This is a genomic window from Streptomyces sp. NPDC002055 (assembly GCF_040296705.1).
Lineage (GTDB): Bacteria > Actinomycetota > Actinomycetes > Streptomycetales > Streptomycetaceae > Streptomyces.
This window is the reverse complement of record NZ_JBEOXS010000006.1, coordinates 84,016-96,785: the sequence shown is the minus strand read 5'-3', so window position 1 is coordinate 96,785 and position 12,770 is coordinate 84,016. Positions and strand designations below refer to the sequence as shown.

Here is a 12,770-nt window from a genome sequence, read left to right as displayed (position 1 = left end):
CCTCCGGTCCGCTGTGCTCCCGGACATGAAGGCAGTCACGATCAACGCATACGGAGAGAAGCCGCAGCTCACCGAGGAGCCCGAGCCCAAGGTCGGTCCGGACTCGGTACTGATCCGCACCAGGGCCGCCGGGGTCAACCCGGTGGACTGGAAGGTCGCCGCCGGATACCTGGACCAGGTGCTCTACTGCCACTTCCCCTTCGTCCCGGGCTGGGACGTGGCCGGTGTGGTGGAGCAGGTCGGGCCCGCGGTCACCGAATTCGCCCCGGGCGACGAGGTGATCGGCTACAACCGCCAGGACCATGTGCAACAGGGGACGTACGCCGAGCTGGTCACCGCCCCGGTGCGCACCCTCGCCCATAAGCCGGCCTCGCTGAGCTGGGCCCAGGCCGCGGGCCTGCCGCTGGCGGGGCTCACCGCCTACCAGTCGCTGCGCGCCGCCGGCGTCGGCAAGGGCGACACCGTCCTGGTGCACGCCGCCGCCGGTGGTGTGGGGTCCCTCGCCGTGCAGATCGCCGTGGCGTGGGGCGCCCGCGTGATCGGTACGGCCAGCGAGCGGAACCACGACTTCCTGCGTTCCCTGGGAGCGGAGCCGGTCACCTACGGCGACGGGCTGCCGGGCCGGGTGCGCGCGCTGGCGCCGGACGGGGTGGACGCCGCCCTCGACTTCGTCGGCGGCGCCGCGGTCGCCCAGTCGCAGGAGGTCACCGGGTCGCCGGAGCGCATCGTCTCCATCGCCGACTTCCAGGTGGCCGCCGTGGGCGGACGCTATGTCTTCGTCCGCCCGGACACGGCCGACCTCACCGCGCTGGCTGAGCTCGCCGACGCCGGGAAGCTGACCGTCCATGTCGACAAGGAGCTTCCGCTGGCCGAGGCCGCCGAGGCGTTCCGGATCAGTCAGGAGGGCCGCACGCGCGGGAAGGTCGTCCTCACCGTCTCCTGACGGTCGGGACCGTCCCGGCGGCCCGGGACTGCGGGGGCTGACGTGTTGTCAGCCCCCGCAGTGCGTCCTGAGGTGTCGTCAACCCGCGGCTCCGCCGCGGTCGACGTACTCGAAGACCGAGCCGTCGGGGTGGCGGGCCAGCAGGTTGCGGCCGACCGGGGTGTCCAGCGGGCCCGCGATGATCTGGGCGCCCACCTCGCTCAGCACCGCGTGTGCCTCGTCCACGTCCTTCACGGCGATGGTGGCGGTGACCTTGCGCAGCACCTCCAGCTGGCTCTCCGGCCCGCTCATCAGCAGAAAGGCGCCCACGGCCGCCACGGACACACCGGCGCGCTCGAAGCGGAGTGCCTCGACGCCCGTCAGCCGTTCGTAGACGCCGACCGCGGCTTCCAGGTCGTCGACGCACACCCGCAGCGAAGTTCCCAAGATCTCCATACGAACGAGCTTAAGGGGCACCCGGCGACCCGTGGAGCCGTTCCGGAATGCCATGTGCCGGAGGAACCGACGGCGGAAACAGCCGCCGGGGGCGCGACGGACGACACGGCGCGGAGCCTGCCCCGGAGAACGGCCGGGGCAGGCTCCGGACGTCGTCAGAAGCGCTGATCGGCCAGGGCGTTGACAGCGGCCGACGGCAGCGCGCGCCGCCCCTCCCCGCCGGTACCGTCGGCCGGGCCGGGTGCCTTGCCGCAGAACTCCGCCTCGATGATGTCGAAGTACACCGCCGAGTCGGTCAGCCAGTCACCGTTGATGTTGAACGTCATCCGGCGCTTGCCGTCCGCCGTGCCGACCATCGCGGACAGCGAGCCGTTGGTGCGGCCGGACTTCCCCACCACGGACACCCCACAGGACAGTGTGGCGGTCTCCACCCCGAGCCCGTAGCCGGTCCCGCCCGCCTCCACGGTGTCGAACATCGCCCGTTGCTGGGCGGGCGGCAGCAACGTGCCGCGCAGCAGCGCCCGGTGGAAGCGATTGAGGTCCCCGGTGGTCGATATCAGGTCGCCCGCGGCACCCAGCCAGGTCATGTTCTGCTCGGTGGCGTCGTGGACCGGGGCGTCGGGAGCGGTGCTGTGCAGCCGGGAGTAGCCGACCGGGTGCGGTGACGGCATCCGCGCCCCCGTGCCGGGGAACGATGTCCCGCGCAGCTTCAGCGGCTTGATGATGCGCCGGGTGGCCTCCGCGGCGTAGGAACGGCCCGTCACCTTCTCGATGACCAGGCCGGCCAGGATGTAGTTGGTGTTCGAGTACCGCGGCTTCCCGCCGGGCCCGGACGTCGGAGGGTGCCGCAGCGCGACGGAGACCAGCTCCTCCGGGGTGTGGGTGTCGTACCGGTGCTCCGGGAAGCCGGGGCCGGCCGCGTTGTCCACGAACGCGGTGTCCTCGGTGTAGTTGAACAGTCCGCTGGTGTGGTTGAGCAGCTGCCGCAGGGTGATGCGGCTGCCGTCGTAGCCGTTGCCGTGCACCAGGCCGGGCAGCCAGGTCTCGACGGTGTCGTCCAGGCTCAGCTTCCCTTCCGCCTCCAGTTGCAGCAGCACCGTCGCGATGAAGGGCTTGGTGATGCTCGCCGCCCGGAAGTGGTCAGCGGATGAACGTTTCCGCTGGGTCGTGGTGTCCGCGAACCCCGCCGAGCCGAACCAGCCTCCCCTGCCGCCCCCGGTCTCCGCCGCCACGCCGGGCAGGCCCCCGGCCTCGACCGCGCGGCGCAGCGCGGCACGGGTGGCGGCGTGGTCGCGCGCACCGGCCCGGCCCGTCGCACCGCCCCGCTCGCGCGCACTGTCCCGGTCGCGCGCGTCGTCCCGGCGCAGCGCATCGGCCCGGTTCGGCGCGGTGGCCCGGTCCGGCGCGGTGGTTCGGTCCGGCACACGGGACCGGTCCGGTGCGGTGGTGGCGTGGGCCGGGCCGAGCGCGGTGGCCCCCACCACGGCTGCGACCACTGCGCTGAGTAAGCCGGTACGTCCGCCTCGCTGCATCGTGCTGCTCCTCCCGTCGACCCGCGGCGGACGCACTGCCCGCCGCGTAACGCGAGTGACGCGGGGGGCGCGTGGAGGGTTGTTCCTGCTGCGGCCTTCGGGGCGCGGCCCGCCCGTCCGGTCAACGCCCCGGCGGCACCCGGCACAGCAGTTCGCCGTGGAGCAGGGCGAACCAGCCGTCCTCGGCCTGCCCCCACTGCCGCCACGCGGCGGCGATCCGGTGCAGCTCCGCCTCGGTGGCGTGCCCGCCGTCCACCGCGCGCCGGGCGTAGTCCGAAGCGGTCGTCCGGTCCGCCCAGAGGCCGCTCCACCAGGCGCGTTCCTCCGGTGTGGCGAAGCACCAGGCGGAGGCGGTGGCCGTGACATCGGTGAAGCCGGCCCGGTGGGCCCAGGAGCGCAGGACCCGTCCGGCGTCCGGCTCACCGCCGTTGGCGCGCGCCACCCGCCGGTACAGCTCCAGCCAGTCGTCCATGCCCGGAACGGCGGGGTGCCACGTCATCGTCGCGTAGTCGGAGTCGCGGACGGCCACCACGCCCCCGGGGCGGCACACCCGGCGCATCTCCCGGAGAGCCTGCACGGGATCGCCGACGTGCTGGAGCACCTGGTGGGCGTGGACCACGTCGAACGAGTCGTCGGGGAAGCCCAGGGCGTGCACATCGGCGACCGCGAACTCGACGTTCGCCCGGCCGCGTTCGGCGACGGTCGCGCGGGCCCGGCCGAGGATGTCCGGGGCGGCGTCGACCGCGGTCACCCGGCCGGGGGCCACCAGTCCGGCCAGGTCCGCGGTGATGGTGCCCGGCCCGCAGCCCACGTCGAGAACGGACCGGCCCGGCCGCAGCTCGTCCAGGAGGTACGCGGCCGAGTTGGCGGCGGTGCGCCACTGGTGCGAGCGCAGCACGGACTCGTGGTGTCCATGGGTGTAGACGGCGGCCTTCTCGGACATGGCGGTCCCCTCTCGACGGCGGGTCGGGCGCGTCACGGGCAGCCTAGAACCGCGTCCCGCATGACGAGAAGGGCGTATCAACATGTGGTCAGGAGGTGGGGCGGGTGGGGTGAGGAGGGCGGCCGAAGGGTGCGGCGGGACGCGATCGGCGCGGGTGGCCGGGAGAGTGACCGGACGGCGGTTCCGGCCCCGTCCGCGAGCGTCGCCCTGCGGGTGGGCCGGCGGGGTTGCCCGGTGGGGTTGCCTGGTGGGGTTGCCTGGTGGGGTGCCGCCGGGCTCAGTCGAAGTCCGGCCGGTAGACCGTCAGGGCCTCCTCCGCCTTGTCGAGGGTGAAGGCCGGGGGAGCGGGCGTCACTTCGCCGTCGAACGCCAGATGCGTGCCCGGTGCCAGACCGGAGATCCGCAGCCGCTGGGTGCGGATGGCCGCGTACACCGGGGAGCTGCGCAGCGCACCGCTCACGGCCGCCGCGAGCAGTCGGGTCCGGGCGAAGTGGCCGCCGTGGGCGATACGGACGTCCAGCAGGCCGTCCGCCAGGTCGTACCGGCGCACCGGCGCGACGCCCACGCTGCGGTAGGCGCCGTTGCCCGCGAACAGCAGCCACATGGACCGCCGCCGGCCGTTCACCTCGGCCCGCACGGGCCGTGACGTCCGCAGCACATGGATCACTCCGAGCATGCTCGCCAGGGGCCCGCCCAGCCGGGGAGACCAGCGCTCCCGGACCCGGACCAGCTCGGGATAGGAGCCCAGGCTGAAGGTGTTGAGGAAGTGCAGGGGCTCCCCGCCGTCGCCCGTGGGGGTCACCCGGCCCACGTCCACCTTCACCGCGGTGCCCGCCGCCACCGCGGCGCACGTGTCCTGGATCGTCTCCACCCCCAGGTCCACGGCGAAGTGGTTGAACGTCCCGCCGGGGAAGACCGCCAGCGGCACGTCGTGCTGCAGGGCCGCCGTCGCCGCGGCGTTCACCGTGCCGTCGCCCCCGCACACGCCCAGCGCGCCGCCGCGCTTCACGGCGTCCCGGGCCGCCTCCGCCAGCACGGCGGGCAGCGGACCGGCGCTCTCCTCGTACAGCACCACCTCCGCCTTCGGCAGCGCCGTCCGCAGCTGGCGCACCGGGTCGGTCACCGTGGGCTGGGCGCCGGAGCCCGGGTTCACCACGACCACCAGGCCGTCGCCGTCGGGGAGCACCGGCGCACCCGTTCGGGGCCGCGCCGGGGGCGGGAGCTGGGTCCGGGACGGCACGAGTCCGCGCACCGCGAACGCCGCGCCCGCCCCCAGCGCCGCGCCCGCCACCACATCGCTCGGGTAGTGGACGCCGGTGTACACGCGGGAGAAGGCCACCGACGCGGCGACCGGCGCCAGCACCGCGCCCCAGCGGCGCGATTCGAGCGCCGCTCCGACGGCGAAGGCCGCCGCGGAGGCGGCGTGCCCGGAGGGGAAGGAGGTGGTGACCGGCTGGCGCCGGAGCTGCCGGATCAGCGGCACCGAGTCCTGCACCGGCCGCGCCCGGCGCACCGAGCGCTTGCCCACGGTGTTGACCGTTGCCGAGGCCAGCGCGAGGGACGCCACGCCCCGCGCCGCGGCGCGCCGCCCGCGGGGGCTGCCGACCGCCCACATGCCCGCCGCGAGGCCGAACCAGAGCAGACCGTGGTTGGCGCTGCGGCTCAGCCGTGGCAGGGCCCGCTCGGCGCCCGGCCACTCGCGGGCCGCCACGAGCTCGAAGACGGACCGGTCCCGCGCGCTGAGCAGGCTGCGGACGCGGTGCCTCAACTGTTCATCCATGCCGACCGCATACCCGCTGTCGGCCGTGCGATGGGGGAGCCCTACGTCACGTGGCGGAACGGGGCCGCCGCACGGATCCCGGACGGCCGCCCACCGGCAGGTCTCCCGGGCGCCCACCGATGGGGCTCCCGGCCGCACACCGGTAGGTCTTCCGGCCGCCCACCGATGGGTCTCCCGACTGCACACCGGGGGCCGTCCGCCGTGCACCGGCGGCGAGCGGGCGGACACGGGCGACGGCCCGTTCCCGGCGGCCGGACGCCACCGGAAACGGGCCGTCTGCACCGCTCCGCGGTCCTCGCAGTGCGGTTCCCGCACTGCGGTTCCCGGAGTGGGGTCCTCGTTACGCGGGCATGCCGCGACGTTACGCGGGCATGCCGCGCCCGAGGGTCGTGACCATCTCCTGCACGTTGTGGAACGTCTCGTCCGGCGGGAGCTCGGTCACCACGTCGATGAGCCCGTCCGGCGCGTGCCGCTCGTGCAGCGTGCGCAGCAGTTCCCGGCGCTTCGCCGGGAACGGGGTACGGGCAAGGTGCCGGCCGAGCTCGAAGCGGAGCGCTTCCTCACCGGCGGCAGTTCCCGGCTGGGGCACGGTCCCCAGCGCGGCCGGCGGGTCGTCGTCGGCACCCGGCTCCGGGTCGTTCCACTCGTCGGCCCTGGTCGGGTGGCCGGAGCGCAGCAGCCCCTGGAGTTCGTGCTTCATCTCCTCGTCGCGGTGGACATTGAGCCGGTTGCTTCCTCGCTCCATTGCTACCTCCGTACTGCTCGGGGCGGACCTGTGTCGGTCCTGCGGGCCGGGTACCCGGTGACCGGGCAGCAACACGGCTGCACTGCGTGTCCGGCGGACCACGCAGGTGACGAAAGGGAGTGCACCATGGGCGACCAGGGACGGCGGGACGGCGGTGTCGACCCGTCCGCACTCGACGAACCACAGCTGCTCAAGGAGCTGGAGACCATCCACCGCACGCGACACGAGACCCTGCTGTACGGCTCGCAGGACGCCCTCGCCGCCCACAACACCCGGATGGCGCAGCTGGAGGGCGAGTACCTGCGACGTCACCCGGACCGCCAGGTGGCGGCCGGCCGGACGCGGGAGGGCGCCCGGAGCCGCAACTGCGACGGTGACTCCTCGCACGCGCACGGCAGATCCTGAGCGGGGCCGCCGGAGCGGGGTGGCCGCAGCGGCGTGGCCCGCCCGGCCCGCGCGCGTTCGCGGGGCGGTGGAGAGCGCGGGCACCCGGGGGCACGAGGGGGCTCCCCTGGAGGCCCACGCCGGCTGACGCGCCGGAGCGGACGCCCGCCGCCCCGCCGCCGGTCTGCGGAATAACACCTTCCGCCGCCTGGCCGCGCGGCGGAGGTTTGGCGTGGGGCATTGCGGCAACCCGAAGATCGGCCGAGCGGTCGTGAGTGGGGAAAACACGGCCCCGGGCCCGGGACTCAGGGACCCCGGGCCCGGGGCCGGTGTGCTTCCGGCCCGCCCCGACCGCCCCCGTGCACCCTGCCTCCGCTGTCCCCCGCGTTTGGCTCCGGCGAGGAGGGTCACCCGAAGCGGAGGCCGGCGCGTTCGACGGAGCACCCGGCCCCAGGAGAGGACAGGGCCATGGCGGTACTCGCCGTATTCATGCCGATAGCGATGCTCGGTGTCGTCCTGGCACTGGGCCGGTACGAGGACTTCATCCTCACGCCGACGGCGGCACGCGGCAGTCATGCCCGGCGACTGACCAGGGCCCCCGTGGCCAGGTCGCACAAGGGAGGTGCAGCCCGGTGACCGGAACTGTGCAGGACCGCAACCATCGCACCGGCCGCAGAGGACACACCGGCGGCCGGACGGGTGCCGGCGGGCAGCCGCGCCCGGACACCGCAACGGACCGTACGCGGCCCGGAGATGCTCGCACCGGTCCCGGAACGGACGGCACGGCACCCGGAACCGACGGCACGGGACCCGGGCCGGTCCGGGCGGCCCGCGGCGCGGCGCGGCCGGGGGAGCAGCAGCCCGTCGGCGAGCTCGTCAAGCAGGCCTCGGAACAGCTGTCCGACCTGGTCCGGAGCGAACTGCGCCTGGCCCAGGCCGAGATGGTGAAGAAGGGCAGACGGGCCGGACGCGGCGGCGGCCTGTACGGAGGCGCCGGACTGGTCGCCTTCCTCGGTCTGCAGGCGATGGTGGCCACCGGCATCGCCGCCATCGCGCTGGCGCTGCCCGTCTGGGCCGCCGCGCTGATCGTGACGGGCACGCTGTTCGTCGTGGCCGCGGTGCTCGCCCTGCTGGCGAGGCGGGACACCCGCAACGCATCACCGCTCAAGCCGCAGCAGGCGATCCGCGGTCTCAAGGCCGACGTCGAAGTGATCAAGGAGAGGGTGCACCGATGACGAACACCCCGGAGGAGCTGCGCGGCCAGGTGGCCGAGGCCCGCGAGCGGCTGGGCGCCACGGTGGAGGAGCTCGCGGCACGGGCGGACGTGAAGACCCTGGCGCAGCACAAGGTCGCCGAGATGAAGGACCACATGCAGCACACGGCCGCCTATGCCGCCGACGTCGTCCACGACACCCCGGAGCATCTGCGGACGGCCGCGCACGCGGCCGCGGAGACGGGACGGCGCCGCCCGGTTCCGGTCGCCGCCGCGGCGCTCGGCATGGTGCTGGTGGCGGCCCTGGCCGTACGCGGCCGGCACGGCCACGCCCCTGCGGCGAACCGGTACGTGAGGGGCCGGGAATTCGCCGCCGGCTACTGGCACGCCCTGGCCCGGCGGCACTGACCCGGCGGCACTGACCCGGCTCCTCGACCGGGCCGCCCTGCCCCGGCGCTGCGGTGCTGCGGGCGGCGGGCCGGGGCCCGGGAGGCATCCGGGGGACGGCGGCACGGGCGGCAGCCCCGGACGCGTCCGCGTCCGGGGCTGCCGGATGCGGGGCCGTACGGGGCGGGCTTACCGTGGAGAGTGCCCGTGGGGCCGACGGGGCCGGCGGTTTGGCCGGAGGTCCGACGGGCAGGCGCAAGACGTGCTTCGGACCGAAGGCACGCCCGCGGGAGCAACCGTGTATGCCCCGGTGGCGCGTTTCCGTTCGGTCGTGCGCGTGCTCCTGCGGTGATCCAGTCCGCCGTCCTGGGAGCTGTCCATCATGACGACCGCACAAATCTCGGCCAAGCGCCCTTCCGCGAAGCACCCTCACGACGACGCCCCCGACACCAGCGCCGAGTTCGAGGAACTCGCCCACCTGCCCGACGGGCCCGAGCGGGACGCCCTGTGCCAGGAGGTCGTCCGCGCCTGGATTCCCATGGCCGAACGCCTTGCCCGGCAGTTCCGCAATCGCGGTGAATCACTCGAGGACCTGGAGCAGGTCGCGGCTCTCGGCCTGGTCAAGGCGGTCCGGCGGTACGACCCCGAACGCGGCACGGCGTTCGAGAGTTTCGCCGTCCCGACCGTCGTCGGCGAGGTCAAGCGCCACTTCCGTGACCACATGTGGGGCCTCCACGTGCCCCGCCGGGTCCAGGAACTCCGCAACCGCGTCAGGACCGCCCACCGCGAGCTCTCCCACTCCCTCGACGGGCGCGGCCCCGGTGTCCGGGAGATCGCCGAGCACACGGGCCTCACCGAGCAGGAGGTGAAGCTCGGGATGGAGGCCCTGGAGAGCTTCACTCCGCTCTCCCTGGACGCCGAGCTCCCCGGCTCCGAGGACGGCTACGCGCTGGTCGACACCCTCGGTGACCAGGAGCCGGGGTACGACCTGATCGTCGACCGGGAGGCCCTGAAACCCAAGCTCAGCAAGCTTCCGGAGCGGGAGCGGCAGATCCTGTACATGCGGTTCTTCTGCGACATGACCCAGAGCCGGATCGCCGAACAGCTCGGCATATCCCAGATGCATGTGTCGCGGCTGATCAGCCGCACCTGCTCCGCTCTCTGCGACCAGGTGATGGCCGAGTCGCGCAACTGACCACGAGTGGAACCGGCAAGCACCACCGGCAAGCACAACCCACGAGCACAACCCACCAGCACGGCCCACGAGCCGCCGCGCGTCGGCGACGCCCGTCCGGCAGGTCCCGGGCCACCACGTCCGCGGCCACCATGCCCGCGGCCACCACGTCCGCGGCGGGCTCGTCCCGAGCGTGTCGTCCCCTCGGCCGTCCCCGGGTGATCTGCGAAGGTGTGGGTACCCGGCCTCCGGCGCCACCGGGGGCCCTCAGGCGCCGGAACGACCCATGTCGGAGGTGTACGGATGCAGCCGACCGCATCGGAGGGCCGCGGCCCGGCCTCGTTCGGGCCACCGGCACCCGCCCCGGGCCTGCCGGTCCTCCCCGAGCTCGCCGAGCGGCTCTTCCGGTGTGCCACGGGCGCGGGCCCGGAACCGGTGGGCGGCAGCCGGGACCTGCTGGAGGCGGCGTGCGGCTACTGGTCGCGGCGGGGCCTGGTGACCGACACCTACCACGTCGCCGCCGGGCCGGGGGCCCAGCCGCTGCTGCTCGCCCTGCTCGCCGCGATCGGCGGGGACGTCCTCCTCACCCGCCCCTGCGCGGCCTGGTACGCCGCCCCGGCCGTGCTGCTGGGCCGCCCCGCGTACCACGCGCCCACCCCGGCCGAATGCGGCGGCGTCCCCGACCCGTTCGCGCTGCTCGAAACCGTACGGCGGGTGCGGGCGGAGGGCGGCGACCCCCGGGTCCTGCTGCTGTCCGTGGCCGACGACCCGTGCGGCACCGTGCCCCCGCCCGAGGTGCTGCACGAGGCCTGCGAGGCGGCGCTCGGCGAGGACCTGCTGATCGTCAGCGACGAGACCTACCGCGACACCCTGCACGACCCGGGCACCGTGCTGTTCAGCCCCGCCGAGATGCATCCGAACGACGTCGTCGTCCTCACCGACCTCGGCGCGGCCCTCGTCCCCCCGGGCTGGCCCGCCGCCGTCGTCCGCTTCCCCAACACCTGGCGCGGCGGCGAACTGCACGCCGCCACCCTCGACATCATGGCCGCGCTGCGGACGGTGCTCGCCGGACCCGTGGCCGCCGCCGTGGCGCACGCCCTCGCCGAACCCCAGCCGGTCGCCGCCCGGACCGCGTCCGCCGCCCGGCTGCACGGCACTCTCGCCGCCGCGGTCCACCGCACGGTCACCGCGGCCGGAGCCCTGTGCCGTCCGCCCCAGGCCGGCAGCCATGTGTATGTGGACCTCGACCCGCTGCGCCATGCCCTGGAGGCCCGCGGCATCAGCGACTCGGTCGACCTGGAGGACCACCTCAGCGAACGGCTGGGCGAGCCCGTGCCGGGCGGACACCGCTTCGGGGACGCCCCCGACGCGCTCCGCGCCCGGCTCTCCACCGGTCCGCTGCTGGGCGGCTCGGACAGCGAGCGGCTGCGGACCCTCACCGCCGAGGATCCGCTTCTGCTCCCGCACGTGGACCGGGCGTTGACCCTGCTCCGCGACACCCTGGTGGAACTGGACGACGACCAGCGCGCCGACGCCTGACCGCGTACCGCGCGGGGCTCAGTCCGGTCCGGACCGGCGGGCGGCGAGCCTCCGCCACCCCGCGGGCGCCGCGCTGATCGCCAGGGTCAGCGCCACGGCCGCCACCACGCCCTGCCAGGGCTCGCCGAACAGCGCACCGCCGAGGATGCCGATCAGCTGGTACGTAGCCGCCCAGGCCAGGCAGGCCGGCGCGTCGCCGCGGGCGAACCAGCGCATCGGCTTCTCGGCCAGCAGGCACGCCAGCATCACCGGAATCCGCCCCGCCGGAACCAGCCGGGAGAGCACCAGCACCGTGACCCCGTGCGCGTCCAGCTTCCGCTGTGCCGCCTCCAGCCGGTCGGGAGCGGCCCGGTGACGCAGCCGTTCCAGCCGGCGCGCGACATTGCGGGACTCCGCCCCGCGCCGCCCCAGCCAGTACAGGACGAGGTCCCCGAGGAACGCCGCGGACGCCGCCACCGCGAACACCAGCAGCAGGGAGAGCGGCGCCGTCCGGTGGAAGGCCACCACCGCCGCGGAGCTCACCAGGGCCCCCGTCGGCACCACGGGCACCAGGGAACCGAGCACGATCAGCAGGAACAGCGTCGGATAGCCGACGGCCTGCTGGGTGGTCTCCGGGGGCACCGTCCCCAGCAACTCCCGGATCACCGCGCGGTCTCCGGCCGTACGCTCTCCCCGTGGGCCGGCCGGTGCACCGCCACCCCGGGGGCGAGCCGCGCCGCATGCCGGACGAACTCCTCACCCGGCGCGTGGAATTCGTGCGGGCGGACCGCGTCCAGCCCGATCGGCCAGTACGTGCCGTAGTGCACCGGCACCGCGCTGCGCGGCGCCAGCCGGACGAGGGCCTCGGCGGCCCGGCGGGCGTTCAGGTGCCCGGGCCCGAGGAACGGGCCCCAGCCGCCGACCGGCAGCAGCGCCACGTCGCACGGCCCCACCTCGTCGGCCATCTCCTCGAACAGCCCGGTGTCCCCGGCGAAGTACGTGCGCGCCTCCCCGCTGATCACATAGCCCAGCGCGGGCGACCGGTGCGGGCCGTACGGCAGCCGCCGGCCGTCGTGCGCCGCCCGGACCGCCCGGACCACGGCGTCGCCCACGGCCAGCTCGTCCCCCGGTTCGACCTCGGTGACGCGCAGCCCGCCCTCGGCCAGCCGCCGCAGTCCGGGCAGGGCCCGCTGGGCACCCCGCGGCACGAGCAGCCGGGTGCCCGGCCGCAGCCGGGCCAGCGAGGGCAGGTGCAGATGGTCGGCGTGCAGATGGGAGACGAGGACCGCGTCCGCCACGGCGGCCTCCGGCGGCGGCAGCGCGCCCCGGCGCCGCCGCAGATGGGCCAGCCGCGGTACGAACACGGGGTCGGTGAGGAACCGCAGACCGGAGTCCGCCACGGTGGCGGTGGCATGGCCCCACCAAGTGATCTCCACCGGCACCCGCCACCTCCTGCCGCTCCGCCCCGTACCGCCGGGCCCACGGCCCGTCCACCGGCCGTCCCCGCTGCTCCGGTCCCTCCATCCTCGCTCGGCTTCTTCCCCGTCCCCGGCCGGGTGCACGCCCTGCCGCGGACCGGGCAGCCATGCGTGGTGCCGGATCCCCGAGCCACCGCCGCCCGAGTCCTGTCCCCCTCCGCACACAGGTGCGAAACGCGGCAGGCCGGGGCCCGGACGGCGGTTCCTGTGCCACGCTGGGGAACGCACCCGCATGCCC

Annotated in this window: 14 protein-coding genes; 7 read left to right on the top strand and 7 right to left on the bottom strand. The window is 74.8% G+C overall.

Features of this window, described 5'->3' with window-relative positions:
* Window positions 1–25 precede the first annotated feature (25 nt).
* Entirely contained in the window at window positions 26–943 is a 918-nt protein-coding gene (locus ABT112_RS05020) for an NADP-dependent oxidoreductase (protein ID WP_351505649.1), read from the top strand.
* Between the two features lie 78 nt (window positions 944–1,021).
* Here the strand turns inward: ABT112_RS05020 and ABT112_RS05015 are convergent, their stop codons facing one another.
* The 5 genes from ABT112_RS05015 to ABT112_RS04995 all read right to left on the bottom strand — a co-directional run bounded on the left by ABT112_RS05015 (window position 1,022) and on the right by ABT112_RS04995 (window position 6,378).
* Window positions 1,022–1,378, bottom strand: coding sequence for a VOC family protein (locus tag ABT112_RS05015; protein WP_351505647.1), 357 nt, complete (start codon window positions 1,376–1,378; stop codon window positions 1,022–1,024).
* A 155-nt stretch (window positions 1,379–1,533) separates the two neighbouring features.
* Entirely contained in the window at window positions 1,534–2,910 is a 1,377-nt protein-coding gene (locus tag ABT112_RS05010; protein ID WP_351505645.1) for a serine hydrolase domain-containing protein, read from the bottom strand.
* Window positions 2,911–3,031: 121 nt separating this feature from the next.
* Complete coding sequence (locus tag ABT112_RS05005) at window positions 3,032–3,853, bottom strand: methyltransferase domain-containing protein (protein ID WP_351505643.1); 822 nt, start codon at window positions 3,851–3,853, stop codon at window positions 3,032–3,034.
* A 277-nt stretch (window positions 3,854–4,130) separates the two neighbouring features.
* A complete protein-coding gene (locus ABT112_RS05000) occupies window positions 4,131–5,633 on the bottom strand; it encodes a bifunctional phosphatase PAP2/diacylglycerol kinase family protein (RefSeq protein ID WP_351505641.1) in 1,503 nt (500 codons plus the stop codon).
* A gap of 361 nt (window positions 5,634–5,994) precedes the next feature.
* On the bottom strand, window positions 5,995–6,378 hold the full coding sequence (locus tag ABT112_RS04995; RefSeq protein ID WP_351505640.1) for a DUF2795 domain-containing protein: 384 nt from the start codon (window positions 6,376–6,378) through the stop codon (window positions 5,995–5,997).
* Between the two features lie 126 nt (window positions 6,379–6,504).
* Between ABT112_RS04995 and ABT112_RS04990 the strand changes: the two genes are divergently transcribed.
* The 6 genes from ABT112_RS04990 to ABT112_RS04965 all read left to right on the top strand — a co-directional run bounded on the left by ABT112_RS04990 (window position 6,505) and on the right by ABT112_RS04965 (window position 11,075).
* On the top strand, window positions 6,505–6,783 hold the full coding sequence (locus ABT112_RS04990) for a DUF6158 family protein (RefSeq protein ID WP_351505638.1): 279 nt from the start codon (window positions 6,505–6,507) through the stop codon (window positions 6,781–6,783).
* A 447-nt stretch (window positions 6,784–7,230) separates the two neighbouring features.
* Window positions 7,231–7,398 (top strand): hypothetical protein, encoded by a 168-nt coding sequence (locus tag ABT112_RS04985; RefSeq protein ID WP_351505636.1) that lies wholly within the window; start codon window positions 7,231–7,233, stop codon window positions 7,396–7,398.
* Complete coding sequence (locus ABT112_RS04980) at window positions 7,395–7,997, top strand: phage holin family protein (RefSeq protein WP_351505634.1); 603 nt, start codon at window positions 7,395–7,397, stop codon at window positions 7,995–7,997. The genes ABT112_RS04985 and ABT112_RS04980 overlap by 4 nt, the downstream gene beginning before the upstream one ends.
* A complete protein-coding gene (locus tag ABT112_RS04975; RefSeq protein ID WP_351505633.1) occupies window positions 7,994–8,383 on the top strand; it encodes a DUF3618 domain-containing protein in 390 nt (129 codons plus the stop codon). The genes ABT112_RS04980 and ABT112_RS04975 overlap by 4 nt, the downstream gene beginning before the upstream one ends.
* Window positions 8,384–8,744: 361 nt before the next feature.
* Window positions 8,745–9,557, top strand: a complete 813-nt coding sequence (locus tag ABT112_RS04970; RefSeq protein ID WP_351505631.1) for a SigB/SigF/SigG family RNA polymerase sigma factor — start codon at window positions 8,745–8,747, stop codon at window positions 9,555–9,557.
* Between the two features lie 282 nt (window positions 9,558–9,839).
* A complete protein-coding gene (locus tag ABT112_RS04965; RefSeq protein WP_351505629.1) occupies window positions 9,840–11,075 on the top strand; it encodes an aminotransferase class I/II-fold pyridoxal phosphate-dependent enzyme in 1,236 nt (411 codons plus the stop codon).
* A gap of 18 nt (window positions 11,076–11,093) precedes the next feature.
* Here the strand turns inward: ABT112_RS04965 and ABT112_RS04960 are convergent, their stop codons facing one another.
* Both ABT112_RS04960 and ABT112_RS04955 read right to left on the bottom strand, forming a co-directional pair.
* Complete coding sequence (locus tag ABT112_RS04960) at window positions 11,094–11,720, bottom strand: DedA family protein (RefSeq protein ID WP_351505628.1); 627 nt, start codon at window positions 11,718–11,720, stop codon at window positions 11,094–11,096.
* Complete coding sequence (locus tag ABT112_RS04955; RefSeq protein ID WP_351505626.1) at window positions 11,717–12,496, bottom strand: MBL fold metallo-hydrolase; 780 nt, start codon at window positions 12,494–12,496, stop codon at window positions 11,717–11,719. The genes ABT112_RS04960 and ABT112_RS04955 overlap by 4 nt, the downstream gene beginning before the upstream one ends.
* Between the last annotated feature and the right edge of the window lie 274 nt (window positions 12,497–12,770).

Excerpts from the sequence above, each read along its gene's own strand:
- ABT112_RS04975 (WP_351505633.1), top strand. The coding sequence starts at position 7,994 with ATGACGAACACCCCGGAGGAGCTGCGCGGCCAGGTGGCCGAGGCCCGC.
- ABT112_RS05020 (WP_351505649.1), top strand. The coding sequence starts at position 26 with ATGAAGGCAGTCACGATCAACGCATACGGAGAGAAGCCGCAGCTCACC.
- ABT112_RS04970 (WP_351505631.1), top strand. The coding sequence starts at position 8,745 with ATGACGACCGCACAAATCTCGGCCAAGCGCCCTTCCGCGAAGCACCCT.
- ABT112_RS04965 (WP_351505629.1), top strand. The coding sequence starts at position 9,840 with ATGCAGCCGACCGCATCGGAGGGCCGCGGCCCGGCCTCGTTCGGGCCA.
- ABT112_RS05000 (WP_351505641.1), bottom strand. The coding sequence starts at position 5,633 with ATGGATGAACAGTTGAGGCACCGCGTCCGCAGCCTGCTCAGCGCGCGG.
- ABT112_RS05010 (WP_351505645.1), bottom strand. The coding sequence starts at position 2,910 with ATGCAGCGAGGCGGACGTACCGGCTTACTCAGCGCAGTGGTCGCAGCC.
- ABT112_RS04985 (WP_351505636.1), top strand. The coding sequence starts at position 7,231 with ATGGCGGTACTCGCCGTATTCATGCCGATAGCGATGCTCGGTGTCGTC.
- ABT112_RS04995 (WP_351505640.1), bottom strand. The coding sequence starts at position 6,378 with ATGGAGCGAGGAAGCAACCGGCTCAATGTCCACCGCGACGAGGAGATG.
- ABT112_RS05015 (WP_351505647.1), bottom strand. The coding sequence starts at position 1,378 with ATGGAGATCTTGGGAACTTCGCTGCGGGTGTGCGTCGACGACCTGGAA.
- ABT112_RS05005 (WP_351505643.1), bottom strand. The coding sequence starts at position 3,853 with ATGTCCGAGAAGGCCGCCGTCTACACCCATGGACACCACGAGTCCGTG.
- ABT112_RS04990 (WP_351505638.1), top strand. The coding sequence starts at position 6,505 with ATGGGCGACCAGGGACGGCGGGACGGCGGTGTCGACCCGTCCGCACTC.